Here is a 24,254-nt window from a genome sequence, read left to right on the forward strand (position 1 = left end):
ATCAGTCTGGCCGGTTGCAAGGCCCGACCGAGAGGAATAGGCCTGACGGGACAACGGAGTTACTGTTCTTGACGGCTAGCGGCTCGCGGGCGTCCATTCTGTCCCGGCAGGTTTCCACGGCAATCGGGCTTCTTGTCCTTTGCCTGTGCGCTCTCGCGCTTGCCGGCTGCTCCCGGCAACAGGCGCAACCGCAAGCCCCGCCCGACGACGTTCTGATTCGCCTGTCGGATGACGAAGTCAAGAGCCTGGACCCCCAGAAGGTGTCCGACCTCACCTCGCTCAGGGTCGCGATGGACCAGTTCGAGGGGCTGACCCGCTATCGCGGCGACGGAACGGTCGAGCCGGGACTGGCCGCAGGCTGGAGCCATGACCCGCAGGGCCTCATCTGGCGCTTCGTCTTGCGTCGGGGGCTGCGCTTTTCGGATGGAGCGCCGATCACGGCCGAAACATTCGTCGCAGTTCTGGAAAGGCTGCGGCGCGGCGTCACCGCTTCTCCCACCGCGGGCTTGTTCGACGTGATCGAAAGCATGGACGCGCCCGAGAGCCATGTTCTGACGCTGAAGCTGCGGCATCCGTTCCCGGCGCTTACCGAATTGCTTGCTCATCCAGCAATCGCCGCGCTTCCGATGCACCGAATCGCCGAAGCGGGCGACCGCTGGACCGAAGACCGGCCGCTGGTGACATCAGGCCCCTATCGCCTGCAAAGCTGGGCGCTGCATGACCGTATTCTGCTGGAGCGCAATCCCAACTGGCACGACGCTCCCGCCCCGATCCCCGCCATCGAGTGGAAGCCCGCAGGCGACAAGCAGAGCGCCTTTCGCCAGTTTCGCGCCGGCCAGGCCCATATCGTCAGCGATTTCCCGTCCGAGCGGCTCGACTGGCTGAACCGCCGAATGCCGGGAGCGGCCCAGATCTCGGCCTATCGCGGTTCCTATTATTTCGTGTTCAACACCCGGCGGCCGCCGTTCGACGACAGGCGGGTGCGCCTCGCGCTCAATTTGGCCGTCGAGCGGGAGGCGATCACCGACAGGCTGCTTGCCGTCGGCAATCCCCCGGCCTGGGGCGTGGTGCCCGCAGGTCTGTCGCGGCAAGGAGGCCACCGCCCCGACTGGAGCTTCTGGCCGCGTCAAAAGCGGCTTTCGGAAGCACGTCGCCTGCTGGGCGAGGCGGGCTATGGGGCAGATCGGCCGTTGCGGTTTGAAATACGCTTCAACAGCGATAGCGATCATCGCCGGGTGGCGCTTGCGTTGCTCGACAACTGGCGCGACCTGCCGGTCGAAGTGCGGCTTCTCAACACCGAGGCGACGCTCCACTTCGCCAGTCTCAGAAACGGCGATTTCGAACTGGCGCGATCCGGCTGGATCGGGGATCTGTCGGCGCCGGAAAACTTTCTGAGCATCTACAGAGGCGACAGCCCGCTCAACTATCCGGGCTATCGCGGTGCTGCCTTTGAACGGCTGCTGGAGCAGGCGCTCGCCATCAGCGACCCCCGGCAACGCGACGCGGCGATGGCGCAGGCCGAAGCGGCGCTGATGGAAGACGCGCCCGTCCTTCCCGTTCATTACTATGTTACCAAAAATCTGGTAGGACCCCGCGTCACCGGCTGGCGAAACAATCTGGCCAATGTTCACCCGTCGCGCACCCTGGGACTGAAGGGCTCATGATCCGGCTTATCCTCATCTCGCTCCTGGTCCTTGTTGGCGGCTGCGGAAGCGGCGACGCCGAGGAAAAGCGCGGCGATCTGAGCGTCATCGCAATCAGCGAGGAATCAGTCGTCTTCCAGCCGCTGCTCGGCGACTGGCCGCTGAAGCCGGAACTGATCGCGGGAGCGGTTTCGCGCGGGCTCGTCAAGCTTGACGGCAATGGGCAGGTGGTCCCCGACCTGGCGACATCGTGGCGGGTGAGCGACGACGGCCGTTCGATCATCTTCAGGCTGCGGGAAGCCGAATGGACCGACGGCCGCGACGTGACCGGCCAGGACTTCGTCCGCATGTTCAGGGCCGTCATGGCCAGAGACAGCAAGCATCCGTTCAAACAGATTCTTTCCGTGATCGAAAATGGCGCAGACGTAGCGGCGGGGAAAAAGCCGCCAAGCGCGCTGGGCGTGCTGGCCCCCATTCCGGAGGTGGTCGAAATCCGGCTCAGCGCGCCGCGACCCAGCCTGCTGCAGATCATGGCGCATCCCGCAATGGGCATTGCCGACCGCAACATGTCGAGCGTCGCGCTGGGACCGTTCAGGTTCGGCCGCAACGAGGATGGAGTGACGGAGCTTGTCCCCAATCCGGACTTCACCGATCCCGGCTCTGTCCAGCTCGACCGCATCGGCGTTGTCGCCCATTCCGAGGCGGCAATCGCCCTCCAGAATTACAAGCGCGAGCAAAAGGGCGTTCTGCTGGGCGGCACAACCGGGGACTTCCAGCTTGCCCGGGCATCGGGGCTGGACCGCTTCCTCAGGCTCGATCCCGTTCGCGGGATTTACGGCTATCGGCCTGTCAGCATGGAAGGGCCGCTGGCCGATCCGCGCATCCGCCAGGCCCTTGCAATGGTGATCGACCGCGAGGCGGTTGCCGCATCGACGGGCGCTGGCACCGCCTCGCCCATCTACGGCGTCGTCTCATGGGGACTGTCCGATTTGCCGCAACCTTATGTGGCGGAATGGGTGAACCGGCCGCTCGCCGACCGCGTGGCCGACGCGCAGGCTCTGATGCGCTCTGCGCGCGGCGACATTGCTGCCAATCCGCTGGTGCTGCGCGTGGCCATTCCCCATGGGCCGGGCCATGCCGCCCTGCTGAACCAGATTGCGCAGAGCTGGCTGCAGGTCGGAGTCCGGACCGAGCCCGTGAAGCCGGGCGACAAAAGCGCGGATCTTGAGATTGTGGAAACGGTGGCTCCCGCCGACAGCGCGACATGGTTTCTGAACATGTTCCGCTGCCGCAAGAACGGCTATTGCAATTCGCAGGTGGATGCCCTGCTGGATCAGGCACGAAGCGCACAGGACGCGGCCGCACGTCGAAAGGCGCTTATGGAGGCGGAACAGCTGCTGGTGGTGGATCAGCCGATGATCCCGCTGTTCACGCCGATCCGCTGGTCAATGGTCGACCCGAATGTGCTGGGCTGGGCGGACAACGCCGTGGGCCAGCACCCGCTGGCCGCGCTGTCGGTGATCAGCGGCAATCAGGGCCTGCTGGGCGGCAACCGCGAATAGAGCGGCGAGCGGTCGAGCAGATTGCCGATCAGCCTCTCCTGCCGCATCATCCGCCGTTCCTCCAGCGGTCCGTAGCGCCTTTTCCATTGGTGGTGCGGCAGCGCTTCGGGAAGTTGGAGAACGGCGGAGGGGAGAATGATTTCCGGACGCCCGCTCCTCAACCCGGCGATCACTTTGTCGATATCCGTGCCGTCCCGCGCCGCCTTGCCGATCCGGACCCCGGCCATGTCGGCGGCCAGATCGACAAAGGAAAAGCCGGAGCCGCCGGGCAGGCTGTCGTCCAGTTCCTTCCACAGCCCGATGGCGCGCCCGGTCTTCTCATCCATGAACATGGTGAGCGCAGCCGACAGCACCCAGTGCTTGGGAGTATCAGCCCTGCCGTGGAGGCGCGTTGCAAACGCCGTCAACGCGCAAGGCGGGGTTTTGGTGCGGTCGCCGGCCAGCCTCAGCACACGCGGGCCGTCGGTGAACATCGTCAGCGCCACAAGCGCAGCCTTCAGCCCCTCGGCGCTGTCGACCTGCATCGCAGCGCGGCGGACGATCCGGGCGTAATCAGGCTCCGGCTCCAGAACCGCGCCTGCCAGCAGTTCGCCATATATGGCTCGCACGAGTTCCAGGTCGACGCCGCCCCCCTCGCCCGACCCGAGGACCGCCTGAAGCCCGCCGACAAGCGCCCTTGGCACGCGCGCCGTCATTTGCACGGTCTGATCCTCGGCACGAAAGGCAGGGATGAGGCTTTCAAGCTCCTGACTGCCGCCAAGCAGCGGCAGCCCCATCCGCAACAGTGCAGCGGTCAACCATTCAGGCGCGCGCCACCCGCCCGCATACAGGATGAGGCGAGGCGCGCCGCCGGCGGAGGTCTCCTCAAGCCGGAAGGCCAGATTGAGCCAGCCGTGCCGCGTCAGCCGCTTGGAGACGCGGAAGACCGCACCCCTGCCGTCGATGCGGCCGTCCATCGCCAGATTGTCCTTGCCGTGGCTGACGAGGCTGTGAACGCCGTCCAGCCAGGCCTGCGGCAGGGTGAAGCTGACCGGGCTGGACGTACCCATCAGTATCAGGGCCATCTGGCCGAAGCCAAGGGCAGCCCGCACCTCCTGCGCATCGGGAGGGGGCGCCCTGGGCACATCAGGCCGGCGATCGATGACCGCGCCGGCCGCAAAGCACAGCAATGCGATCAGCCCCACGCTCAGCCCAAACAGATATTTTGCCGTCCCGATCACACCGCCTCGCCCGATTGGTCGCGCCATGCCTCTAAACAAAAGCGGCAGGAGTTCCTAGATTGACGCGAGGAGACAAAGCCATGCGACGCATCACCCCCGATCAGGTCAATGATTTCGCCCGGATGATGGGAGGCGACCGAAACGACCCGGCCTCCGTCCGCAGGCGGATCGAGGCGCTGGAGGCGGTTCTGGAGCGCGCCTTCATCGTGCCCGGCATCAACCGGCCAATCGGGCTCGACGCCATTGTCGGGCTGATCCCGGTCGTCGGCGATCTGCTGGCCGCGCTCATGTCTGCCTATGTCATCTGGGAAGCGCGCAACCTCGGCATGTCGAAATGGCATCTCGCCCGCATGGGGGCGAACACCCTCGTCGACACGGCCATCGGCGCGATTCCGCTGGTCGGCGATCTGTTCGACTTTGCCTTTCGGTCCAACACGCGCAACCTCCGGATCGTCCGGCGTCACCTCGATCGTCACCATCCGTCTTCGGCCGTGATCGAGGGCGAGATTACTGGCCGCGCCAGATAGAAACCGGCACCTTGTCAGCCACGCCTCCGTCCTCAACCGGGCACGGCCGGGGCCGAAAGTTTTCGCCCAGGCAAAGCCGGACTTCCTGAAACCACTGCCGCCGATTGGCAACAACCGCCACGGAGCTTTCGGGCAGACCGGGGTTGCGCGCGGCAAAAGCGCGCCTGATGTCCCCCGCCGTTGGATTGCGGCGAGACAGCCTGTCCATGTCGGGGAAACGGACGGCGTTGAACATGACCGACGCCGCACGGAAATAGCGGGGCGCGTCGCTAAAGCGGCAGCTTCCGTGTTTCGCCCATTCATGCGCCAGCAGATCGGCTGATGGAGTGACGCACAGATTGGCTCTGATCGTCGCCGGGTCCGGAAGCGGCACGGGGCGGCACCAGCGCGGGTCGCGCCTTCCCGCAGCGTCCGGCCACAGCCCATGGAGAATGAAACCGAAGCGCCCCATCTCTCCTGAACATTGCAGGCGGTGCCGCTTGCTTTCCGTGTGCGTTCGGCAGAACTCGGGCGACCAGGAGAGTGCCAGGAGATAACCTGTAACCGGCGCAATTATCCGTGATTGATCGGCTTGCCGGGGCGTCTCGGGCGCGGGGATTTGATCGGGGACGACGCATGAGGCGGTCTGGGCCGCCGCACCGCTCGCCAACGGCAGCAGCGCGAAAAGCGCCGCCGCCTCAAGCAGTCGCAAAATCCAGCCCTATGTCCGCCGCCGGGGCCGACTGGGTGAGCCGCCCGACCGAAATATAGGTGACGCCGGTTTCGGCAATGGCCCTGATGGTGTCCAGCCGCACGCCTCCGCTCGCCTCCGTCGGCACGCGCCCGGCGACCTGCGCCACCGCCCGCGCCAGCGTCGGCGCGTCCATATTGTCGAGGAGCAGCCGCGTCGCGCCCGCATCAAGCGCTGGCTCAATCTGCGCCAGCCTGTCCACCTCGACGATGACTTCCGCGATACCCGCCGAAAGCGCCCGCCGCACCGCCTCGCCGACGCTGCCCGCCACGGCTATGTGATTGTCCTTGATCATCGCCGCGTCATCCAGCCGCATCCGGTGATTCTGCGCTCCGCCCATCCGCGTTGCGTATTTCTCCAGAACGCGCAGGCCGGGAATGGTCTTGCGTGTATCCAGCAGGATCGCGCCGGTGCCCGAAATCGCATCGACATAGCCGCGCGTCATGGTGGCGATCCCCGACAGATGCTGCACCGTGTTGAGGGCGGATCGCTCCGCCGTCAGCATCGCCCGCGCACGGCCTATGAGACGCATCAGACTGGTGCCGGGTCTCACCCGCGCCCCGTCCTCCACAAGCCGCTCGATCCCGACATCGGGGTCAAGCGCACGGAAGAAGGCCTCGGCGATCGGCAGCCCCGCCACTACAATGGAATCGCGGCTGTCCATCACGCCATCAAAACGTGCATCGGCCGGGATCACTGCGGCAGAGGTGATGTCGCCCCCTTCCCCCAGGTCTTCGGCAAGCGTGTTTCGAACGAATGCGTCCAGATCGAAGCCCGGCATGGAAAAGTCAGCCACCGGTCACCTTCGGCTTGCCCACATCGCCCTGTCCGACCGTGCCGCCGGACATCTCCAGCATCCGCTCGAGCGGCTTCAGCGCCTTCAGCCGCATGTCCTCGCCGATCTCGATCCGCGGCGTCAGGTCGCGCAGGCTCAAATACAGCTTTTCCAGCGTGTTGAGCGCCATATAGGGGCACATGTTGCAGTTGCAGTTGCCGTCCGCGCCGGGCGCTCCGATGAACTCCTTGTGCGGCGCGGCCTTTTGCATCTGGTGAATGATGTGCGGCTCGGTGGCGACGATGATCGTCGTCGCCGGGCTCGCCAGCGCGAATGAAAGGATGGAGGAGGTCGAGCCGACATGATCGGCATGCTCGACGATATGCCCCGGGCATTCCGGATGGGCGGCCACCGGCGCGTCGGGGTGCTGCGCCTTCAGCTTCAAAAGCTCGGTCTCGGAAAACGCCTCATGCACGATGCACGCGCCCGGCCACAGCAGCATGCCGCGCCCCGTGACGCGGTTCAGATAGGCCCCCAGATGCCGGTCGGGGCCGAAGATGATCTTCTGGTCGCGGGGAAGCTGACTGATGATCTTTTCCGCCGACGAACTCGTGACGATGATATCCGAGAGCGCCTTCACGGCCGCCGAGCAGTTGATATAGCTGAGCGCGATATGATCGGGATGCTGGGCGCGGAAGCGGGCGAACTGATCGGGCGGGCAGCTGTCTTCCAGGCTGCACCCGGCCGCCATGTCCGGCAGCACGACCGTCTTCTGCGGACTCAATATCTTGGCGACTTCCGCCATGAAGCGGACGCCGCAAAAGGCGATCACCTCGGCGTCGGTCGCCGCTGCCTTCCGGGACAGGTCCAGGCTGTCGCCGACGAAATCGGCCAGATCCTGAATGACCGGATCCTGATAATAATGGGCGAGGATGACGGCGTTACGCTCCTTGCGCAGCCTGTCGATCTCCGCGCGCAGGTCCAGCCCTGCGAGTTCGCCCCCGAGCATGTTCAGCCTTGCGTCCATTCCTGCTCCTCAATCTCGCGCGGATGTGGCGCAGAGGCGCCATTCACCATCGGTTTCCCGCACTTGCCCCCGCTCCTTCAAATCGACGAGATGCGCCAGAACGGATCTGCCCGCGCCGCCCGTCAGCCGCGGGTCCAGGCCTACATACATGCGCGCGACCATGTCGGGGATATGCTTCACGCCCTCCTTCAGAAGCGCCACGATCTGATATTCGCGCTGCTTGCGGTGCGTCAGCATCCCCCTGACCAAACGCCGCGGGTTATCCACCGGTGCGCCATGGGTCGGGTAATAGATACGCTCGTCCCGCTCGAGCAGCTTTTCAAGGCTACGCATATAATCGGCCATGTCCCCATCAGGGGGCGACACCACAGTCGTCGACCAGCCCATCACATGGTCGCCGGTGAAGAGCGCCTCACCTTCGCGGTAGGCGAAACACAGATGGTTCGAGGTGTGGCCGGGAGTCGCCACCGCCTCGATCGTCCAGTCCGAACCCGCCACCACATCGCCGTCCGTCAATACGCGATCGGGCGAATAATCCCGATCGAATCCGGCGTCCGCGCGCGGACCATTGTCATCCAGGACCAGCGGCGCACAGCCGACGATTTCAGCGCCGGTCGCAGCCTTCAGCGGCACGGCTGCCGGAGAATGGTCATAGTGTGTGTGCGTCACCAGAATATGGCTCACCCGCTCCCCTTCCAGGGCAGCGCGGATGGCATGCACATGATCGGCATCGTCGGGACCGGGGTCGATCACGGCTACTGCGCCGTTGCCGACGATATATGTTCCGGTGCCATAATAGGTGAACGCCCCCGCGTTCCGTGCGAGCACGCGCCGGATACCGGGAGCCATCTGCTCAACTTCGCCATAGCGGGGGGTGAAATCATCTGCCATGTCTCCCATGTGGCGATGTCGGGCCGTCCTGCCAAGAGTAAAGGAAGGGCGCTGCGGCTTGACCCGGGGCTTCCACAGGTCGATCTACCGCTCGAAAGCTGTTCACCGGGGACTGATACCGCCAATGCCGGACGTTGACTGGATCGTGGAACCCGGCCTCATCGATTATGCCGAGGCTGTCGCTCGGATGGAAAGCCACGCGGAGGCAATCCGCACGGCCGGCGCGAAAGAACGCATCTGGCTTGTCGAACATCCGCCGGTCTACACGGCGGGCACCAGCGCAAAACCTTCGGACCTGGTCGATCCCGGGCGCTTTCCCGTTTTCCGTTCCGGCCGTGGCGGACAATATACCTATCATGGGCCGGGACAGCGGGTGGGCTATATCCTGCTTGATCTGGACAAGCGGGGGCGGGACGTCCGCAACTTTGTCCACAGCCTGGAGACCTGGATTTCAGAGGCGTTGCTGCCGTTCGGGATTGCCGCATATGCAGTGGACGGGCGGGTCGGCCTCTGGGTCGACACGCCCGAGGGCGAAGCCAAGATCGCCGCCATAGGCATCCGGGTCAGGCGCTGGGTCACCTTTCACGGCTTTGCGATCAATGTCGCGCCCGATCTCTCCCACTTTGGCGGCATCGTGCCCTGTGGCCTTCCCGATTACGCAGTCACGAGCCTGGCGGCACTGGGTCGCCAGGCCTCGCTTGCCGAGGTGGATGAGTGCCTGAAGGCAAGGCTTCCGGCGTTCCTTGACCGGCTGGCGGATGGCGCTTTGTCGAAAATGCCGGATACTGGCGCTGCTGGCAGTTGAGACGCGACGGCGATCCGTTTACCTTGATCAATCATCACCACCGCCAGCCTCGGCTGAAACAGGGAGACACATATGAGCATTGCCCGCAAGATTTTCGTCGCCACCGGCATGTCGATTTTGGCGTTCGCCACCGCCTCGTGCGGCGGCGCTGACGAGGGGGCCGAGGCGGGCAATACGACGACGACGGAAATGTTGAGCACAGAGACCACGCTCGACGGGACGACCAACGACGCCACTTCGCTCGACGCAGCCATCGGAACGGATGATGAAGTCGCCGTGCCCGCCAACGAGGGGGCCGAGGACAACGCTTCGGCCGAATAGCGGCTGATACGAAAACGGGGGGCAATAATGGGGGAGGGGCATACCTCCCTCCGGAGCGATGCGGGTGGCGCATGACCTGTTCAGACAGGCGGCGCGCATCCTTTTGGTTTGATTGAAAGGCCCACCTTGTGACTCTTCGCTGGAATCATTTTACCGCCGGATTTGTGGCGCTGACGCTTGCTGGCGCGCCGGCATCGGCGCAGCTCTTTATCTATCCGCCTGATTTTTCCGGGCCCCCGGTGACAACTTTGGAGCCGGGCATCGCCCTCCCGCTACCGGGCGCGACGCCGGACGAGGTGCGCTCGTCGCTGATCTGGAATCTCCGCGCCGGGTTGAACGTAGCCGCGCTCCAGTGCCAGTTCTCTCCCTTTCTGGGGACCGTGCGCAATTACAACCAGCTTTTGCGCCATCAGGCAGCAGAGTTGGACAGCGCACGGGCAAGCCTGGAGCGCTATTTCAAGCGCGTCCACAGCAAGGCCGGACCGCGTGCGTTCGATCAATACACCACCCGGACCTATAACAACTTTTCAACGCTGTATGGCCAGCTCGGCTTTTGCCAGACGGCCGCGCAGATCGGTCGCGCCGCGCTGGCCACGCCCAAGGGAAGCTTTCACGAACTTGCCGTCGCGCGGCTGCGCGAATTCAGGAACAGCCTGAGGCCGGTTGGCGATCGCATATTCTCGGTCAACTATTCCCAGTTCCACCTGCCGAGGCTTGTTGACCCGTGCCTGGACAAGAAGGGACGGCGCAAGAAGCGCTGCTGATCCTGCCGAGATGGGATTAGAGGGGCGCCTGACATCTGAGGGCGGCTGAACAGGAAAACGCGCGCCGCCGGTCGCGGAGATGAGCGCAGCAATTTGATCTTCGGGCAAAAGAAAGGGCGGGCCATCCCAAGATGACCCGCCCGAACTTCTTGCCTTTGCAGGCAGTCCTTACATGCCCGAACCCGGACCGAAGGTGATTTCCACACGCCGGTTCTGCGGCTCGCGGACACCGTCAGCGGTTTCGACCAGCGGACGGCTCTCACCAAAGCCCTCGGTCGCGATTGCCGTTTCAGGCACGCCCTTGCCGGCGAGATAGGCCTTGGCCGCTTCTGCACGGCGCTGCGACAGACCGACGTTGTACTGGTCGGAACCAGATTTGTCGGCGTGTCCTGCCAGCATGACGCTTGCCTGGCCGGTCTGCTGATAGGCGGCAGCAGCGTTATCGAGAATGCTGGCTGCTTCAGGCGTGACGTCCGCCTTGTCCCAATCGAAGAACACGATGAACGGCCCCGGTGTCGCAGCCGGCGGCGGCGGAGGCGGCGGAGCCGGTTCCGGCGGCGGGGGCGGCGGGGGCGGCGGGGGCGGCGGTGCAGCCGGTTCGCCGAAGTTGTAGATCAGGCTGGCCAGCAAGCTGTGCGAGCGGATCCGGCCTTCCATGTTCGCGCCGTTCACGGCGACGGTCTTCACATCGTCGACGTTGAAGAAGCGATACTTCAGGCCGAAGTCGATGTTGGTCGTGATCGCGCGGCGAACACCAGCGATCGCCTGCCATGCGAACTTGGAGTCCGAATCATCGACGAACGCCGAGCCGTACTTGGCCAGCTGATACTCGGATTCCTTGACGCGAGCGACACCGGCGCCACCGCCGATATAGCCGTTCCAGCCGTCATCGTTGCCGAAGTCGAGCAAGGCGTTGAGCATGAAGCTCAGGACGCGGGTATTGCCGTCGGCGGCTTCATAGGTGCCGGCGGGCTGTGCGCCGCCCGGCAGATATGAAGTGCCGCCGCCGCCCGGAACACCGGCAACGCTGGTGCTTACGCTGTCGAGGTTTGCATCCTTGTAGCCGACTTCGAATTCGGCACGGAACCCGCCGAAGTCATAGCCGATGATGCCGTCGACGTCGAAGCCCTTCTCATGTTCGACCGTCACCGCGTTCGATGTTGCGCCGAGGTCGAAATCGGAGTCCTCGACGATCATACCGCCGCCCTCGACACCGACATACCAGGCGCCGTCACGTGCCTGGGCTGTGGTTGCGAGTGCAGTCGATGCGAAGGCCATTACAATGGCGAGCTTCCGCATAGCTATCCCCTTTCCAAAACTAGTTCCATACAAGAACTGAAATTGCCGTCTAACCAACTCATTACGGCGATGCAAGAGAGTAAACCACAGAACTGTTGCCAAAAAGACGCTCTTTCCAAACCGATCGCGTCTGATGTTGAGAAAAGTTAACGAATGTTCAGACTACTCATCACAACATGTCTTGTTCTGCCGAACTCACTACACTGGCTCGTCGATCAGTCCATGGGCGCGCATTGCATCCAGAATTGATCCAATCGCCGTTCGAGCCTCGACGTCGGCAGTTCCGCCGCCTTCCGGGTTTGCGATTGCGGGTTGACGGGAACCGATGATCTGCTCACCGCCTATGCTTATGGCGGCAGCCGACACAATCCCTGTTACCCACGCTCCCCCATCCCAGCGGGCGAACATGCCTTCATCGACGGTCCAAACGCCCAATCCGATAAATGGTTGCACATAGCGCCAGCCGTTTTCTGTCCATCCTGCAAGGTGTTGCGCCATTCCGGACCATGATCCTTCCGGGGACGGACCGATAATCCAGCACTCGCCCAGCGCGGGTGAAGCGGGCGGAACATCGACGCCCACGGCCTGAACGACCGCCTGCGTAATGATGTCCAGCTGCGCAAGTGCCTCGTTATGCGTGATTTCCTTCTGGGCCTGTCCCGGCGCCAGCAGTGGAAGAAAAAGACGTGCGCTCTTGGTCATGTATTACTCCAGTCCAGTTCACCGTCATCGTTCAGTCATCGATCACGAAGTCGGCGGCAGCCGCCATGCCGGGTCCGGCAATCGCGCTGAGTTGCACAATTGCAACACTCAGCCTTGATATGTCGCCGCCATCGGCCAGTCGGTCGGCAAGGGCATGAGTGCACGAAGATTGGCTGACGTCCACAATGCGCTCGCTGCCGCCGAGTTGTCGCAGGGTCACGCGATAGCGTTCGCTTTCTTCGCCGAGCGGCGCGTCGACACCGTCGATCCATCCCCCCCACCCCTGCCGGCTCCGCCTGATCCATTGCACGTTCACCGAACCATCGGCGAGCAACGACGCCGTCACATGTACCGGGCTGGGCGGCAGCAATGCCCGCCCCTTCAGCAGCAGCGTCACAGCTTCGGCCGCCGCCGGGTCCTCTCCCGGACCCGTCCCGCGGAACCGGATGCTGCTTCCCAGGCGGCTCACCGGCAGGTCGGCAACGCCCGTCACAGCCGGCTCGATCAATATGAACCTGCCGCCCGCCTCATGGTCGGCCGAGGCCCATTCCGTTCCGCGTCGCCCCCTCAGCAGCCGGCTCAACCGGAAGCGGTGGCCGCCAAGCTGCTCCACATGGCCGAACTGCACGAGTTCATCGTCGATCAGCGCGAGGTTCGCGCCTGCCAGCAAACTCTCATCGGCCCTGCCCTCCAGCCACATGCCTTCATGGTCAAGCTCGACCTCGACTGCATTTCGATCGTCCCAGAGTGTCGATGCGCCGGCGCCCAATGCAGTCAGCGTCACGCCAGCCACGCTGCCTCCGGTGGCGGTGTAGATCGACTGCCAGCTTCCGCCCGAATCGAGGCTGAGAGCGATATCGGCCCTGCGCCACCCCTGCTCCTTTCCCGATGCCGCGATCCAGATTCGGGGGACGGCGGGCAGTTCGTCAAACAATGGCGGCAGGTCCAGCACGTGAAGAACGGTCTCGCCATTCGCCAGGCCGTTCTGCGGCGCAACGCGGCCGCCGTCTGCCGCCGAGGAGGGCGTGAGCGGAATCTGCAGCATCCGCTCCAGCGCCAGTTCCACGACCATTCGCTCCACCGTCATTTCGGTCACGCGCCACAGGCCGCCATCTGCCGGGTGCCGCAGCAGGTCGCCCGGCCTCAGCGCCAGCGCGCGATAGGGAAGACGGATCGTCGAGGTCACCGAGCGGACCGACACCTCCGCCATCTTGCGTTCCGCCAGCGCCTTTGCTTCTCCCGGCATCAGCGCGGCGGGAAGCTCAATCCGTTCGGAACGCCGGCCCATCCCGAAATGCGCCCGCTGCAACCCGGTCTGATAGTCGCGCGCGCAATCATAATAGCCGATGCTGATCTCGCCCGGCGTCTGATCGGCGGCAATGCGCTCCACTGTCATCCGCGCCACGGGAGCGCCTCGTTCTATGCGCCATGATGCTCCCATGTCTTGGCGGGAGAGGTCGATCGCGTCGGGGATTCTCCGCAGCGACACGGCGGTGGCGGTCCCGTCGTCCAATATGGTCAACGGATCGACGGTGGCGAGCGTCTCCAGAACGGAGCGGACAGAACCGCCGCTTGCAATGCCGAAGCCTCGCAACGGCGTCGCCTCTTCGGGGGAAAGGCTGGGCGCAAGGCCCGTGATCGCGCCAAGATCGTCAATGATCGCAGCGGCGCTCACCGGCGCTTCATCGGCCTCCACCTCAAAGCTCAGCGACGGAATGTGGTTGGCGAATTCCGTCAGATCGAGATCTTCAAACACCGCATAGGCCATGCCTCTATAGGCAGGCGCGGCGTCCGGCCCTTCCGCCGAGGCGATCAACGGATCGGGCGCTTCATCCTCCAAGCCGGTATAAAGCCGCATGTTGGCGGCCATGATCCAGCTTCCCTCTGCCGATCGCATGAGCTTGCCGTCACCCCATATCCGCTTCACAGATCGGATGGGGCGGGCTGAAAGCGCCACGGCGAAACTCGCCGCATAGCTGTAGGTGGTGGTCTTGGGCTTGCCCTTCCCCCCGCCGGACCGATGCGCCGTCTCGCGGATGTCCGTCGCCCAAATGACCGATCCCGAAGCGCGGATCATTCCATAAAGCCGCGGCAGCGGCGTTCCATAGACGGAGCTTTGCACCGCCAGGTCATTGAGCCTCGGGCCCTGCCGCGATTTGCCGCCCGCGCCGAAAAGCTGCGCCCCGGCAAAGCCGATCACACCGGTGGCAATTCCCGCCACGGGGCCGAAGACCGCGCCCACTGCGGTCAGCACAAGCGTCGCCATCTGTTCAGCCCCCCTCTTTCACGCGCCAGATTCCAAGCACGGGCCAGGGCGCTGGAAACGGCGTCTCCACCACGCGCCGTAGCCCCAGATGGGCGTGGACAAAGCCGCGACCCGTGCAGATGCCCAGGTGCTGCTGCAACCTTCCGGACCGAAACAGCATCACATCGCCGGTGCGGGCCGTGTCCGCACGTGACAGGCCGAGCGCCTCCAGAGCGTCGGGAAGGCGCGATCCGCAATCTCCGCTCAGGTCATAGTCGGATGGCGGTTCCACATCGGTTCCGCCCGCCCGCACCGCCACGGCCGCCAGGCCGATGCAGTCGAGGCCGACTCCGGCGAGCCTTCCCTGCGGGCGAAACGGTGTTCCGATGCACGCCCGCGCCGCACTCGCGATTTTGTCGCCCGTCATGTCAAAGCCCGGGATAGCGGGTAAGCAGGTCGTTGCCCGGCACATGCGGCTCACCCTGAAAATTGGCGGCATTGGCAAAGCGGTTCCGGCAGGTGGAAAAGCGCTTGTCGCACCCCTGCCGCAGCTCGATCGCATCGCCCGGCGCACAGGCGAAGGCGGGTGGCTCTGAAAGCTGGATCATATCGCTCGCGGAGGAAAGGATCGCCCGTTCCAGCCCGCTGTTCGCGCCCGACAGGAAGCGCACCATGCCATAGCCGAAGGCGTTTGGGGCCGGTTCGACGACGGAAACGCGCAGCGACTGCGGACCTGCAATTTCGCTCACCTCCGCCATTGCGGACCGTGAAGCTATGTCGACCCTGCACTTGGGGTCGCCAAGCTCTGCCCGGCATTCGGGCGAAAGCAGCTCGACCACCGGCCGTTCAAGCACATGCATCGGCCCGCGCAGTTCAGCGGAAAAGGCCGTGTCTTCGTGGCTCACCGTGCCAAGCTGGCCGCGCATCAGCGGCAATTTTCCGGCCTCGGGCATTTCCCAGTCCGTCATGAACAGCTCGACCTGCGCGCCGTCATATCGCCCGGCCGCAAGGTCAGCCTCGGTGATCGCATCGGCAGAGAGCGCACCCGTCACGTCCATGCTGTCCGTCTCAAGGCCCGCCGACAGGTGAATGGCGGACGGCGCAATTCCGGGCGCTGATCGATAGACCAGCCCCTCAATCTCGAGGTCGCGGTCATGACTGGTGAAGCCGAGCGCCACTCCGTCGAACCGCACCACGCGCCAGCAGAAGGCAAATGTCGTTGTGTCCGCCGCCAGCCGCGCGGCGAACTCCGTTTCCAGCGGGACCACCCTCAGTCCTCCCTGATCTCGACCAACGTCACGTTCGGGATTTCGCCGGCCCGGAACGCCGCGAGCGACAGTTGCAGCCGGTCTTCGGCAAAGCGCACCGGCACATCGAACCGGAACCCCGCCCTCACCTCCTGCCCTTCGGCTGGCGCGGCGGCAAAGCTGATCCAGCCACCCGGCTCCAGCGACCAGCCCGTCAATTGCTCCACACCTTCGATCGACAGGCGCACGCTGCCCGAAAGCGGCCGCGTGATACGCCGCGTCTGCGGATCATCGGAAAGGCCATAGTGCTTCACCAGCGCAAAGCGGGTCTGGACGCCGTCGCCAGTTCCAAGCCACTGGTCGGCTGCATCGGGTTCATCCCCCGGCGCTGCGGAACTGTCGTCCAGCGGATCGCGGAGGCGAAAGCCGACCGCCGGTCCCCGCCGTGCGCGGAAGAAGCGATCAGCGTCTTCAGGTCATCTTCCGACCTGAGGCCCGATCCGGCATCATAGCTCAGGCGCGCATCGGCCCATCCGGCGTTGCGCTGTTCACGGCCGGAGCCGGTCGTCACGATCGCCGTCGAAAACTCCGGACCGACACCTGCGTCCAGGCCCAGCGCCAGCGGAAATGCCACGTCATGGAAGGGCTGCACCTCGGCCTCCGTCTCGTCGAAATGAATGAAACCGTCGCGGACCACCTGCGGATAGGCCCAGACGAATGTCTCGGCAGCACCGCGCCGCCTGCCCGCGTCCGCTGCCGAGTCCACCAGCCGCCAGAGCGCCCGGTCCTCTCCGTTCAGCACAAAGCCTGAAAAATAATGCTGGTCGTCGGGCGGATAGCCCAGCCGCGCAATGACCGTGTCGAACGCGCGCGCCGATGATCCGGGATCACCGGCGATCACGAAATCATAGTCTTCCAATTGAAGCACGTCGAACGCGGGCACAGCCCACTCCACCGGCATGTTGGCCCGCACCAGGTCCGGCGCTTCGCTGTCGAGCACCTGCGGCGCATAAAACAGCAGCATCACCTTTGCCGCCGGGGCTTCCGCCTTGACCGCATCGCGCAACGCCAGCGTCGATGCGCCGAGAAGCACCCCCGCCTGATCGAGCAACGCTTGCTGGCCAGACGAAAGGCTCGCCCGTACGGTCGGGATCTCCGGGGGGGTGCCGCCGAACGCCGCCCTCGCCGCATCGTCATAGATGTGCGGCCGCCCATCGGCAGGCACCCACCACCAGGGCTCGCCGATCTGGAAAAGCGGCTCCAGCCCGGCCGAAGCCGAAAAGCCGATAAACGCCCGGCCCACGCCCCGCAGATATTCCATCGCGTCGTCATTGGCGGGCGACAGCAGAGTCGACGGCGGCGACCAGCCGGTCAATGCCGGACTGCCGTCCCATGCCCGCTGCTTCCAGCTTTCCGGGGGATGGGCGTCGAACAGCTCATAGGAAAGCGACCAGATGATGTTGTAGTTCAGCGCCTTGGCGCGTGCAGCGAAATCCTCGTGCCATCTCCGGCACGGCGCATTGAGCGGATCACCCGCCGCCTGCGCCACGAACCTTCCTTCCCCGGCGTTCCAGCCCAGCCGGAAATAATGGCTCATGCCCACATAATGGTTGATGAGCTTGCGATAGCCCAGGTGCAGCACGTTGCGCAGCAGCCGCGCGGGCGTCACATCATAGCTGTCGTCATAGCCATTGGCGATCCGCAGTCGATGCTCGGGCACCAGCGTATCTCCGATCGCCAGCACCGAACGCCGCCCTTCGCAGCGCATCTCGGTCAGTTCCGCCCAGGCCTCCACCGGACCGGCGAGCGGCAGCGGCGCGGGGCCATAGTCCGGCGGCACCATCGATATGAACAGCCGGTCGATGTCGCCCGCATAGACCGGGTCCGCCTCGCCCGGCAGCAGGAAGCTCCACCGATACGCGCTCCGGCCGCAGCGCGATCAGTTCGGCGGGCCGTCCTTCGGCATCGTTGATCGTATGCACATAGGCGTTGCCGTGAAGCATCAGGCCTGCCGCCATCGCCTCCACCAGTTGCCGGCCGGAAGCCGTGCCGGTCAGCAGCGCCAGCGCATCCTCATGCCCGGCGCAGCAGCCGATGGGCGCAGAGCCCGCGCCCTCGGCGACAAGCCGCACCGCCCGCTGGGCAAAGGCGTTGCGCTCATAGCCTTCGCGCACCAGCGCTTCATAGCTGCGGGGCGTCTCGCTCGCCGCCAGCCCCAGCCAGGCGACTGCAGTGCGAGTCAAATGCGGCCGCGCGTCATCGCGCGCAGCCTTGCGTCCAAACCATCGCATCGATTTCTCCAAGCATAAGAGCCCATCATTCCCGCGAAGGCGGGAACTCAGACGATCCGAACCATCGGCTCGGCCCCGCGCCTGCCGAGCATCAGCTCGGTCAGCGCCCACACCAGCGCGTCCGCGCGATCGGGCGAACGGCCCGGCCCCGCATAGCCGCCGCCCGCCATCAATCCGCACATCTCGTCCTCAAGCAGGGGGAAGCACCCCACATGCGACACCCTGCCCTGCACATAAAGCGCGGCGACGGGTTCGGCCCGCGTCACCTTGCCATGGGATGCGCGCACCGCCTTCACCGGCAGCAGCGGGTCCACGGAGCGAAGCACGCTCGTCACCATCGCCCCGCCATTGTTCACCTCGGCCACCACCTTGTCCGCCTGCCAGCGACCGGCGGCGGCCGCGACCGCGCGCGCCCATCCTTCGGGGTGAAGGCCGTGGACGCTCGCATCCTCCAGCACATGCGCCCGGCCGTCCTCCGCCAGACCCGCCACCACGATGCCGCAGGCGTCGCCGCCGACGCCCGCAGGCGGGTCCACGCCAACCACCACCCGGCGCAGGCCGGGATGCGTCCTCGTCCTTCGCTCCTCCAGCAGCGCCCTCGTCCAGAGCGCGCCTTCGACATCCTCGATCAGTTCGCCGTCCAGTTCCTGTCGGCCAAGGCGCGTGCCGCCATAGCTCGCCTCGACATGGGCCAGGAACGACCTGGGCAGATTGTCGGCATTGTCCCTCGTCCGGCCTCTGGTGACGGCAACCGACGGGTCGTTCAGCATCGCCTTCAGCAGGCTCACCGGCCGGGGCGTCGTCGTCACCAGCACGCGCGGCTGCGTCCCCAGCCGCAGGCCGAGTTGCAGATTGTCCCACGCCTCCGTCGCATGCGCCCATTTCGCCAGCTCGTCGCACCATGCCAGATGATGTTCCGGCCCGCGCAACTGCCCCGGCTCCTCGGCGGAATAGACGAAGGCCTGCGCCCCGTTCTTCCAGCTCAGCCGCCGGCGCGACGGCTCCCACAGCGGCCGCGAAGAAGCCGGCGCTGTCGCCAGCAGCCCGCTTTCACCTTCCACCATCACCCCGCGCGCGTCGATCGCCGTTGCACCCACCAGCGCGATCCTCAGATCGCCGCTGGCTTCGGCCGCCGCGCGCACCCATTCGGCCCCCGTCCGGGTCTTGCCGAATCCCCGCCCTGCAACAATCAGCCACGTCCGCCAGTTTCCATCAGGGGCAAGCTGCTCCGGACGCGCCCAAAAGGCCCAGTTCCGCTGCAACAGCGCATAATCCCTGATCTCGGCATCGACGACCGCCGCCCTCTCCTCCGCCCTCAGTCCGCAAAGCTTCCGCGCCAGCTGCAGCGCCGTCACGCGGCCTCACCATCGGGTGCCGGCCCGCCCTCCCCTTCCAACTGATCGGCAATTCGAAAAAGCGCGCCCTGAACCTTCTCCCGCGCATTCCCCGCATCCTCCTCCACCGGCGATTGCGGGTCGCCTGTCGCCGCCCTGCCGTAGGTGTTCGGCCGCTTGGCGCGCAGGATGAACATGGCGAGCGTGTCCGAATATTGCCGCACCTTCCCGCATGGCTTGCCGCCATAGAACACCGGCTTTTCGACACCATGCGCCGCTCGTTCCAGAAGCACCGCCTCCAGATCATCGAGCGCCTGGTTCATCGCCTCGTCCCAGGCGGCGCGAAAGCTTTCCGACCTGGCCCGCAGGCGATAGACGGCCGACCGGTCAAGCCCAGCCTGTTTTGCCGATTCGGTTACATTTGCCGTCTGCGCCAGCACTTCGACAAAATGCTTGCGCCGCGCCGCCGGCGAAGATGCCGAACGGCCCGAAGCAGCCGCGAAGGCTGCCGTTTTCCGTGTTTTCATGATGTCGCCGCCGCCTGTTCGCAATTCTTCAGCGTGCCTGTCTTGTACCAAACAGCGTGACGCTTGTCAAGCATCAATAACCAAATTGGTTATTTCATCCCGTAATGATCGCCCAGCCGGTCCAGCGCGATGCACAGCACCACCTTGCCGGCGCGGGTCGGCCAACCGAGCGCCTTTTCGGTCGCTTCCAGCCCCTCTCCGGCGCAGGCGACGCGCCACAGCACATCTTCCATTCCCCGGCCCACGGCCGCGATGGCTGCGTCGAACCGCCGCTTCGCCTCGATCTGCGCCAGCGTCGAGTCCATCGCCCCGCCCGGCCCACGCCTGCCGCTCGCCGGCGATGCGTCCCAGCGCATCGTCGTCCTCGGCCCCAGATTGGCGACCGTCCAGTCGCGGCGAAGCTGCTCGCCCGCATCAAGCTGCCGGTTCGTGATTCTCCCGCGCGCCGCCAACCATCCGAGTGGCGATTCGCCCAGATTCACTTTCACGTTGCGGACATGCGTGCCCCTGTCGTCCAGCGCCCGGTCCGCCAGAATCCGCCTGCCATTGCCGCCGCCGTCGCAAAGCCTCGTGTCGCTCACCGCCTTCTCCCGTCTGCATTTCGTCCACCGGGGTTGCCACAGACGGCGGGATGTAGGACAGAGGAACCTTTCTGGTTAGGATCGGCCATGATCACCTGCATTCGCGAGGTCCGCAAAGCCAAGGGGCTCACCCTTCAGGACGTGGCCGAACGGTGCGACCCGCCCACCACACCGCAAACGGTCGGACGATTGGAAACGGGCACGCGGACGGTCTCGGTGGCCTGGCTGAACCGCATCGCGGGCGCATTGGGCGTGGACCCCTCGCAACTCGTCACCCATCCCGACCGGCAGGATCTGCCGGTTGTCGCCATTCTCGGCGCGTCGGGAGTCAATGCACCGCGAAAGGCTGAAACCGCTGTGCCGCCGCGTCCCTCCTCGGGCGCGCTCGCGATGCCCGTCACCGCCAGCATCGGCGATTATCGCGCGGGTGACCTGCTATGGCTGGAGCGGCTGGCGCCCGATCGCTTCGGCGACGCGATCAATCGCGATGTGCTGGTGCCGCGCCCTGCCGGGCGCTTCCTGTTCGCCCGGCTGATCGGGCGGGAGGAGGGAAAGCTGCATCTGCTCCCGCTCACCAGCGGCGCCCGCCAGACGGTGGTGGCCGCCCCTCCGTGGATGGGCGTCGCGACCACTTTGATCCGGGAACTTTAGACGGAATCGGCCCGCTAAAGCGATCGTTCCAGCCGGTCCAGCAAGGAGCGCGCCGGGCTCGTCACCGGGGCATTGCGCATCATCTCGTCATCCAGCCGCTTGATCCGCTGATACAGATCGCAGCTTGCCTCTATGATCAGTCGCGCCCGTTCGGGCATGGCGGCCAGCGCTTCCGAATCGGTGTCGCTCGCATCGCCCAGCCGCCGGGCGGGCTGCTGCAGTTCCGCCGGACGCAGTTCCCCCGCATCGGCCGCGCGCCGCAGCAACAGCCACGACACCACATGCATCAGCCGTGTCGTCACCTTCAGCGATTCGCAGGAAAAGGCCACCCGGTCGGCGGGAGACATCGCCTCCCGATCCTCCAGCCCGCCCCGGTCGAAATAGGAACGGGCCTCATCGGCAAGGACCATCGCCTCGACGTAAAGGCCGTCGATCAATCTTCCGGCAATACCGTTATGAGTCGCTTCCGTACGCACCGCAGTCCCCTAGCACTTGCGTCTTATACAATATCCCACCGCACATGGTTAAAAAATCTGACGAACGCCCGGGGGCGCACTTCTTGAAACATGTCTGGTCCTTCCCAAATCAACGGCATCCACGGCCGCCGCTTTAGGGGCCGTGGCGTTTTCCCGGCGTTTTGCGGGAATTTCGTCTGTGTCGCTTGAATGAAAGGATTTGGACATGCGTGCATTTGACTTTGCGCCTCTGCTGCGCTCCTCGGTCGGGTTCGAGAACCTGAACCGGCTCGTCGATTTCGCCACTCGCGGCGAAGGCGACGCTTACCCCCCGTACAACATCGAAAAGCTGGGCGAAGGCGCCTATCGCATTTCGATGGCGGTCGCGGGCTTTGGTCAGGACGAGCTTGACCTGACCGTGCAGGAAAATGTGCTGATCGTGACCGGCCGCGCCCAGGAAGGGCCGGAAACGGCCGAGCGGCAGTTCCTGCACCGCGGAATCGCCAAGCGCGCCTTTGAACGGCGCTTCCAGCTTGCCGACACGATCAAGGTGACGGGGGCCGGCTATGAGCATGGCCTTTTGAACATCGATCTCGTCCGCGAAGTGCCCGAGCACAAGAAGCCGCGCAAGATCGAGATCGGCGGCAGCGACAGTTCGCCCGCGCCGGTTATCGAAGGCAGCTCGCGCGAGGCCGCCTAGGCGCTAACAAGGAGACGGGGCCTTCACCGGCCCCGTTTCCTGCCTGCGCCATTGCGCTGATTTACCGCTTCAGGCGATGATGTCGGGGATAAGCTGGTCCGCGAGCTGGCTGATCTCGTCCTTCAGCAGCAGCTTGCGCTTCTTCAGCCGCGCGAGTTGCAGCTGGTCGGGCGCGGCCGTCAGCCCCAATGCGTCGATGGCGGCGTCCAGGTCGCGATGCTCCTGCTGAAGAAGTTCGATTCTGCGTCTGATTTCGGCTTCATCCACCGATGGGCCACTCCGATTCGTTCATTTCGTGGCATATCATGCCCTGCCTGTCGTGCCATCTGCATGTTGTCAAAAGACAAAGTCGCTTTGTCGCACAAGGCCGAGACAAGCTCGAAATTTTGTGATCTAGTCGGTGGTCCTGTCGTTCAACAACAGGAGACTAAGCCATGGAAAGTGCGCATATCGTTGCGCTATCAGCCAAACATGCCGAACTGGACGAACGCATCTTCTCCGAATCGCGCCGTCCACTCCCCAACGAAGCTCTGCTTCAACGATTGAAGCGTGAGAAACTCCGAATAAAACAGGAAATTGTAGGCATTTAGATGCTCGGGCGCGGCGCCGGGCGCTGTCCGGTCGCCGCAAGCCGTGGCCTGACCTGCTATTCGTCCCGCGAGACCTTTTCCTGCCGCTCGTGGCGCTCCTGCGCTTCCAGGGTCATGGTCGCGATGGGGCGGGCCTCCAGCCTGGCGAGAGAGATCGGCTCTCCCGTCACTTCGCAATAGCCATATTCACCTTCGTCGATGCGGCGCAGCGCTGCGTCGATCTTGGAGATCAGCTTGCGCTGGCGGTCACGGGTACGAAGCTCGATCGACCAATCGGTCTCGTTCGATGCGCGGTCGGTCACATCCGGCTCGCGCAGTGATTCGTTCTGCAGGGTGGCGAGCGTTTCCTTGGATTCCTTGAGAAGGCTGTCCTTCCACTCGATCAGCTTCTTCCGAAAATAGGCGAGCTGCCTTTCGTTCATGAAAGGCTCCTCAGCAGATGGCCGGTAATCCGGTGGAAGCACTACGTCGTCGAAAGGCCCCTTTTCGTCTTTCGAAGCCACATCCGATGCAGCGTCAATATCGGCCATTCCAAACTCCCGCCTCAGGTGCACTGCCGCCCATCCGTGCGATATCCGCTCTGAACGACGGATTCTCTCGGCGGGCCTATACTCATCGGCACATGACTTCACAAGCCGGGCCTTGCAGATAATGCGTCCGCCGCCGGGTGGGGATTGAACGGCCCGCCAGTGCGATGACGGCTCGGCTTGTCGCTCTTTTGGCAGGTCCCGCCCCCACAGGGACAGGCGGGGACTTGCGATCACCGGTCGGTCTTACAAACTTCTCCCCACCACACACAGTGTCTTGGAGAGACCATGCCCAAACTTGCTCATATACTTGCCGGAGCCGCGATGCTCACCCTGCCTGCGGCCGCCATCGCCCAGGAGGCACAACCTGCGCCGACCACGACAACCAACACCCCGGCCGGCGCAAGCGCGGCCGCGACCGCAGCGGCGCCCGCTGCTCAGCTGGGTGCCGATGGGAAAGTCGTTCTCGCGGAAGGCACGCCGGTCGTGGACACCCAGGGCGCGGCGGTCGGCACGCTGACCAAGGTTGAAACCGACGCTGCGGGCCAGCCGACCAACGTCGTGCTCAAGACCACGAAGAGCGAGGTCCTGATCCCGGCGAGCAGCCTTGCCCGCACGGAAAAGAACGCGCTCATCGCCATGACCGCCGCCCAGATCGATGCGGCTGCGGCAGCGGCCGGGCCTAGCCAGGCTCCAGCCGCGACGCAGACGCCTGAAACCGGCGCTGCAACCGGCGCGGAAACCGATGCAAGCGCCGAGGCCGCCGGTTCGGCGACCGCGAGCCCGTCCAACTGATCGATCCCCGCCTGGCCGTGAATTCCACGGCTCAAGCAATTGAGG

Annotated in this window: 26 protein-coding genes and 1 pseudogene; 10 read left to right on the top strand and 17 right to left on the bottom strand. The window is 64.9% G+C overall.

Annotated features, from left to right (window positions below):
- Nucleotides 1–68: 68 nt before the first annotated feature.
- Nucleotides 69–1,664, top strand: coding sequence for a peptide ABC transporter substrate-binding protein (locus BSL82_RS07120; RefSeq protein WP_226998658.1), 1,596 nt, complete (start codon nucleotides 69–71; stop codon nucleotides 1,662–1,664).
- A complete protein-coding gene (locus BSL82_RS07125) occupies nucleotides 1,661–3,205 on the top strand; it encodes a peptide ABC transporter substrate-binding protein (protein WP_072596658.1) in 1,545 nt (514 codons plus the stop codon). Before BSL82_RS07120 ends, BSL82_RS07125 begins: the two co-directional genes overlap by 4 nt.
- Here the strand turns inward: BSL82_RS07125 and BSL82_RS07130 are convergent.
- A complete protein-coding gene (locus BSL82_RS07130; protein WP_158010737.1) occupies nucleotides 3,175–4,452 on the bottom strand; it encodes a YfiM family lipoprotein in 1,278 nt (425 codons plus the stop codon). The two genes, BSL82_RS07125 and BSL82_RS07130, sit on opposite strands and share 31 nt — an antisense overlap.
- Nucleotides 4,453–4,505: 53 nt before the next feature.
- Between BSL82_RS07130 and BSL82_RS07135 the strand changes: the two genes are divergently transcribed.
- The gene (locus BSL82_RS07135; RefSeq protein ID WP_072596660.1) at nucleotides 4,506–4,952 is read left to right on the top strand and encodes a DUF4112 domain-containing protein; all 447 of its coding nucleotides are present in this window, start codon (nucleotides 4,506–4,508) and stop codon (nucleotides 4,950–4,952) included.
- On the opposite strand, the gene BSL82_RS07140 is transcribed toward BSL82_RS07135, so the two are convergent.
- Genes BSL82_RS07140 through BSL82_RS07155 form a run of 4 tightly spaced genes read right to left on the bottom strand, consistent with a single transcriptional unit; the run spans nucleotide 4,933 to nucleotide 8,375 of the window.
- A complete protein-coding gene (locus BSL82_RS07140) occupies nucleotides 4,933–5,643 on the bottom strand; it encodes a ribonuclease T2 (protein ID WP_226998659.1) in 711 nt (236 codons plus the stop codon). The genes BSL82_RS07135 and BSL82_RS07140 overlap by 20 nt on opposite strands.
- On the bottom strand, nucleotides 5,630–6,463 hold the full coding sequence (gene nadC / locus BSL82_RS07145) for a carboxylating nicotinate-nucleotide diphosphorylase (RefSeq protein WP_072596662.1): 834 nt from the start codon (nucleotides 6,461–6,463) through the stop codon (nucleotides 5,630–5,632). Before nadC ends, BSL82_RS07140 begins: the two co-directional genes overlap by 14 nt.
- Before the next feature lie 7 nt (nucleotides 6,464–6,470).
- A complete protein-coding gene (nadA, locus tag BSL82_RS07150) occupies nucleotides 6,471–7,484 on the bottom strand; it encodes a quinolinate synthase NadA (protein WP_072596663.1) in 1,014 nt (337 codons plus the stop codon).
- Nucleotides 7,485–7,493: 9 nt separating this feature from the next.
- A complete protein-coding gene (locus BSL82_RS07155; protein WP_072596664.1) occupies nucleotides 7,494–8,375 on the bottom strand; it encodes an MBL fold metallo-hydrolase in 882 nt (293 codons plus the stop codon).
- Nucleotides 8,376–8,499: 124 nt separating this feature from the next.
- Here BSL82_RS07155 and lipB point away from each other — a divergent pair, with 124 nt between their 5' ends.
- The 3 genes from lipB to BSL82_RS07170 all read left to right on the top strand — a co-directional run bounded on the left by lipB (nucleotide 8,500) and on the right by BSL82_RS07170 (nucleotide 10,265).
- Nucleotides 8,500–9,180 (top strand): lipoyl(octanoyl) transferase LipB, encoded by a 681-nt coding sequence (lipB, locus tag BSL82_RS07160; RefSeq protein WP_072596665.1) that lies wholly within the window; start codon nucleotides 8,500–8,502, stop codon nucleotides 9,178–9,180.
- 72 nt (nucleotides 9,181–9,252) lie between these two features.
- Nucleotides 9,253–9,501, top strand: coding sequence for a hypothetical protein (locus BSL82_RS07165; RefSeq protein ID WP_072596666.1), 249 nt, complete (start codon nucleotides 9,253–9,255; stop codon nucleotides 9,499–9,501).
- 128 nt (nucleotides 9,502–9,629) lie between these two features.
- Nucleotides 9,630–10,265 (top strand): hypothetical protein, encoded by a 636-nt coding sequence (locus BSL82_RS07170; RefSeq protein ID WP_072596667.1) that lies wholly within the window; start codon nucleotides 9,630–9,632, stop codon nucleotides 10,263–10,265.
- Nucleotides 10,266–10,433: 168 nt separating this feature from the next.
- Here BSL82_RS07170 and BSL82_RS07175 read toward each other — a convergent pair whose 3' ends face one another.
- The 9 genes and pseudogenes from BSL82_RS07175 to BSL82_RS07225 all read right to left on the bottom strand — a co-directional run bounded on the left by BSL82_RS07175 (nucleotide 10,434) and on the right by BSL82_RS07225 (nucleotide 20,491).
- Entirely contained in the window at nucleotides 10,434–11,564 is a 1,131-nt protein-coding gene (locus tag BSL82_RS07175) for an OmpA family protein (protein WP_072596668.1), read from the bottom strand.
- Between the two features lie 198 nt (nucleotides 11,565–11,762).
- Nucleotides 11,763–12,266 (bottom strand): DUF2793 domain-containing protein, encoded by a 504-nt coding sequence (locus tag BSL82_RS07180; protein ID WP_072596669.1) that lies wholly within the window; start codon nucleotides 12,264–12,266, stop codon nucleotides 11,763–11,765.
- 31 nt (nucleotides 12,267–12,297) lie between these two features.
- A complete protein-coding gene (locus BSL82_RS07185) occupies nucleotides 12,298–14,532 on the bottom strand; it encodes a phage tail protein (RefSeq protein WP_072596670.1) in 2,235 nt (744 codons plus the stop codon).
- Between the two features lie 4 nt (nucleotides 14,533–14,536).
- Nucleotides 14,537–14,938: a C40 family peptidase gene (locus BSL82_RS07190; protein ID WP_072596671.1), complete on the bottom strand. Its 402-nt coding sequence runs from the start codon at nucleotides 14,936–14,938 to the stop codon at nucleotides 14,537–14,539.
- Between the two features lies 1 nt (nucleotide 14,939).
- Complete coding sequence (locus BSL82_RS07195) at nucleotides 14,940–15,779, bottom strand: phage/gene transfer agent baseplate hub protein (protein ID WP_335743903.1); 840 nt, start codon at nucleotides 15,777–15,779, stop codon at nucleotides 14,940–14,942.
- A 2-nt stretch (nucleotides 15,780–15,781) separates the two neighbouring features.
- A pseudogene (locus tag BSL82_RS21605) lies at nucleotides 15,782–17,664 on the bottom strand (DUF2460 domain-containing protein); the annotation flags it as partial.
- 432 nt (nucleotides 17,665–18,096) lie between these two features.
- Nucleotides 18,097–19,404: a DNA-packaging protein gene (locus tag BSL82_RS07215; RefSeq protein ID WP_226998660.1), complete on the bottom strand. Its 1,308-nt coding sequence runs from the start codon at nucleotides 19,402–19,404 to the stop codon at nucleotides 18,097–18,099.
- Complete coding sequence (locus BSL82_RS07220; protein ID WP_072596675.1) at nucleotides 19,401–19,910, bottom strand: hypothetical protein; 510 nt, start codon at nucleotides 19,908–19,910, stop codon at nucleotides 19,401–19,403. Before BSL82_RS07220 ends, BSL82_RS07215 begins: the two co-directional genes overlap by 4 nt.
- Before the next feature lie 89 nt (nucleotides 19,911–19,999).
- On the bottom strand, nucleotides 20,000–20,491 hold the full coding sequence (locus BSL82_RS07225) for a DUF6456 domain-containing protein (RefSeq protein ID WP_226998661.1): 492 nt from the start codon (nucleotides 20,489–20,491) through the stop codon (nucleotides 20,000–20,002).
- 87 nt (nucleotides 20,492–20,578) lie between these two features.
- Between BSL82_RS07225 and BSL82_RS07230 the strand changes: the two genes are divergently transcribed.
- Nucleotides 20,579–21,142 (top strand): helix-turn-helix domain-containing protein, encoded by a 564-nt coding sequence (locus BSL82_RS07230; protein ID WP_072596676.1) that lies wholly within the window; start codon nucleotides 20,579–20,581, stop codon nucleotides 21,140–21,142.
- Between the two features lie 14 nt (nucleotides 21,143–21,156).
- Here the strand turns inward: BSL82_RS07230 and BSL82_RS07235 are convergent, their stop codons facing one another.
- Nucleotides 21,157–21,579, bottom strand: coding sequence for a DUF1465 family protein (locus BSL82_RS07235; RefSeq protein WP_237267736.1), 423 nt, complete (start codon nucleotides 21,577–21,579; stop codon nucleotides 21,157–21,159).
- A gap of 244 nt (nucleotides 21,580–21,823) precedes the next feature.
- Between BSL82_RS07235 and BSL82_RS07240 the strand changes: the two genes are divergently transcribed.
- The gene (locus BSL82_RS07240) at nucleotides 21,824–22,297 is read left to right on the top strand and encodes an Hsp20 family protein (protein ID WP_072596678.1); all 474 of its coding nucleotides are present in this window, start codon (nucleotides 21,824–21,826) and stop codon (nucleotides 22,295–22,297) included.
- A gap of 69 nt (nucleotides 22,298–22,366) precedes the next feature.
- Here BSL82_RS07240 and BSL82_RS07245 read toward each other — a convergent pair whose 3' ends face one another.
- On the bottom strand, nucleotides 22,367–22,564 hold the full coding sequence (locus tag BSL82_RS07245; RefSeq protein WP_072596679.1) for a YdcH family protein: 198 nt from the start codon (nucleotides 22,562–22,564) through the stop codon (nucleotides 22,367–22,369).
- A gap of 167 nt (nucleotides 22,565–22,731) precedes the next feature.
- Between BSL82_RS07245 and BSL82_RS07250 the strand changes: the two genes are divergently transcribed.
- The gene (locus BSL82_RS07250) at nucleotides 22,732–22,887 is read left to right on the top strand and encodes a YdcH family protein (RefSeq protein WP_072596680.1); all 156 of its coding nucleotides are present in this window, start codon (nucleotides 22,732–22,734) and stop codon (nucleotides 22,885–22,887) included.
- 56 nt (nucleotides 22,888–22,943) lie between these two features.
- On the opposite strand, the gene dksA is transcribed toward BSL82_RS07250, so the two are convergent.
- On the bottom strand, nucleotides 22,944–23,417 hold the full coding sequence (dksA, locus tag BSL82_RS07255) for an RNA polymerase-binding protein DksA (protein ID WP_072596681.1): 474 nt from the start codon (nucleotides 23,415–23,417) through the stop codon (nucleotides 22,944–22,946).
- A gap of 285 nt (nucleotides 23,418–23,702) precedes the next feature.
- On the opposite strand from dksA, the gene BSL82_RS07260 reads away from it, so the two are divergent.
- Nucleotides 23,703–24,209: a hypothetical protein gene (locus tag BSL82_RS07260; RefSeq protein WP_072596682.1), complete on the top strand. Its 507-nt coding sequence runs from the start codon at nucleotides 23,703–23,705 to the stop codon at nucleotides 24,207–24,209.
- The last annotated feature ends 45 nt before the right edge of the window (nucleotides 24,210–24,254 follow it).

This window comes from Tardibacter chloracetimidivorans (assembly GCF_001890385.1).
In the GTDB taxonomy this organism is placed as follows: Bacteria; Pseudomonadota; Alphaproteobacteria; order Sphingomonadales; family Sphingomonadaceae; genus Tardibacter; species Tardibacter chloracetimidivorans.

Bases quoted from the DNA above. Each gene is read 5' to 3' on its own strand.
- BSL82_RS07175 (WP_072596668.1), bottom strand. From the start codon at position 11,564: ATGCGGAAGCTCGCCATTGTAATGGCCTTCGCATCGACTGCACTCGCA.
- BSL82_RS07230 (WP_072596676.1), top strand. From the start codon at position 20,579: ATGATCACCTGCATTCGCGAGGTCCGCAAAGCCAAGGGGCTCACCCTT.
- BSL82_RS07190 (WP_072596671.1), bottom strand. From the start codon at position 14,938: ATGACGGGCGACAAAATCGCGAGTGCGGCGCGGGCGTGCATCGGAACA.
- BSL82_RS07220 (WP_072596675.1), bottom strand. From the start codon at position 19,910: ATGAAAACACGGAAAACGGCAGCCTTCGCGGCTGCTTCGGGCCGTTCG.
- dksA (WP_072596681.1), bottom strand. From the start codon at position 23,417: ATGGCCGATATTGACGCTGCATCGGATGTGGCTTCGAAAGACGAAAAG.
- BSL82_RS07185 (WP_072596670.1), bottom strand. From the start codon at position 14,532: ATGGCGACGCTTGTGCTGACCGCAGTGGGCGCGGTCTTCGGCCCCGTG.
- BSL82_RS07165 (WP_072596666.1), top strand. From the start codon at position 9,253: ATGAGCATTGCCCGCAAGATTTTCGTCGCCACCGGCATGTCGATTTTG.
- BSL82_RS07180 (WP_072596669.1), bottom strand. From the start codon at position 12,266: ATGACCAAGAGCGCACGTCTTTTTCTTCCACTGCTGGCGCCGGGACAG.
- lipB (WP_072596665.1), top strand. From the start codon at position 8,500: ATGCCGGACGTTGACTGGATCGTGGAACCCGGCCTCATCGATTATGCC.
- nadA (WP_072596663.1), bottom strand. From the start codon at position 7,484: ATGGACGCAAGGCTGAACATGCTCGGGGGCGAACTCGCAGGGCTGGAC.
- BSL82_RS07130 (WP_158010737.1), bottom strand. From the start codon at position 4,452: ATGGCGCGACCAATCGGGCGAGGCGGTGTGATCGGGACGGCAAAATAT.
- BSL82_RS07155 (WP_072596664.1), bottom strand. From the start codon at position 8,375: ATGGCAGATGATTTCACCCCCCGCTATGGCGAAGTTGAGCAGATGGCT.
- BSL82_RS07250 (WP_072596680.1), top strand. From the start codon at position 22,732: ATGGAAAGTGCGCATATCGTTGCGCTATCAGCCAAACATGCCGAACTG.
- BSL82_RS07260 (WP_072596682.1), top strand. From the start codon at position 23,703: ATGCCCAAACTTGCTCATATACTTGCCGGAGCCGCGATGCTCACCCTG.
- nadC (WP_072596662.1), bottom strand. From the start codon at position 6,463: ATGCCGGGCTTCGATCTGGACGCATTCGTTCGAAACACGCTTGCCGAA.
- BSL82_RS07240 (WP_072596678.1), top strand. From the start codon at position 21,824: ATGCGTGCATTTGACTTTGCGCCTCTGCTGCGCTCCTCGGTCGGGTTC.
- BSL82_RS07135 (WP_072596660.1), top strand. From the start codon at position 4,506: ATGCGACGCATCACCCCCGATCAGGTCAATGATTTCGCCCGGATGATG.
- BSL82_RS07125 (WP_072596658.1), top strand. From the start codon at position 1,661: ATGATCCGGCTTATCCTCATCTCGCTCCTGGTCCTTGTTGGCGGCTGC.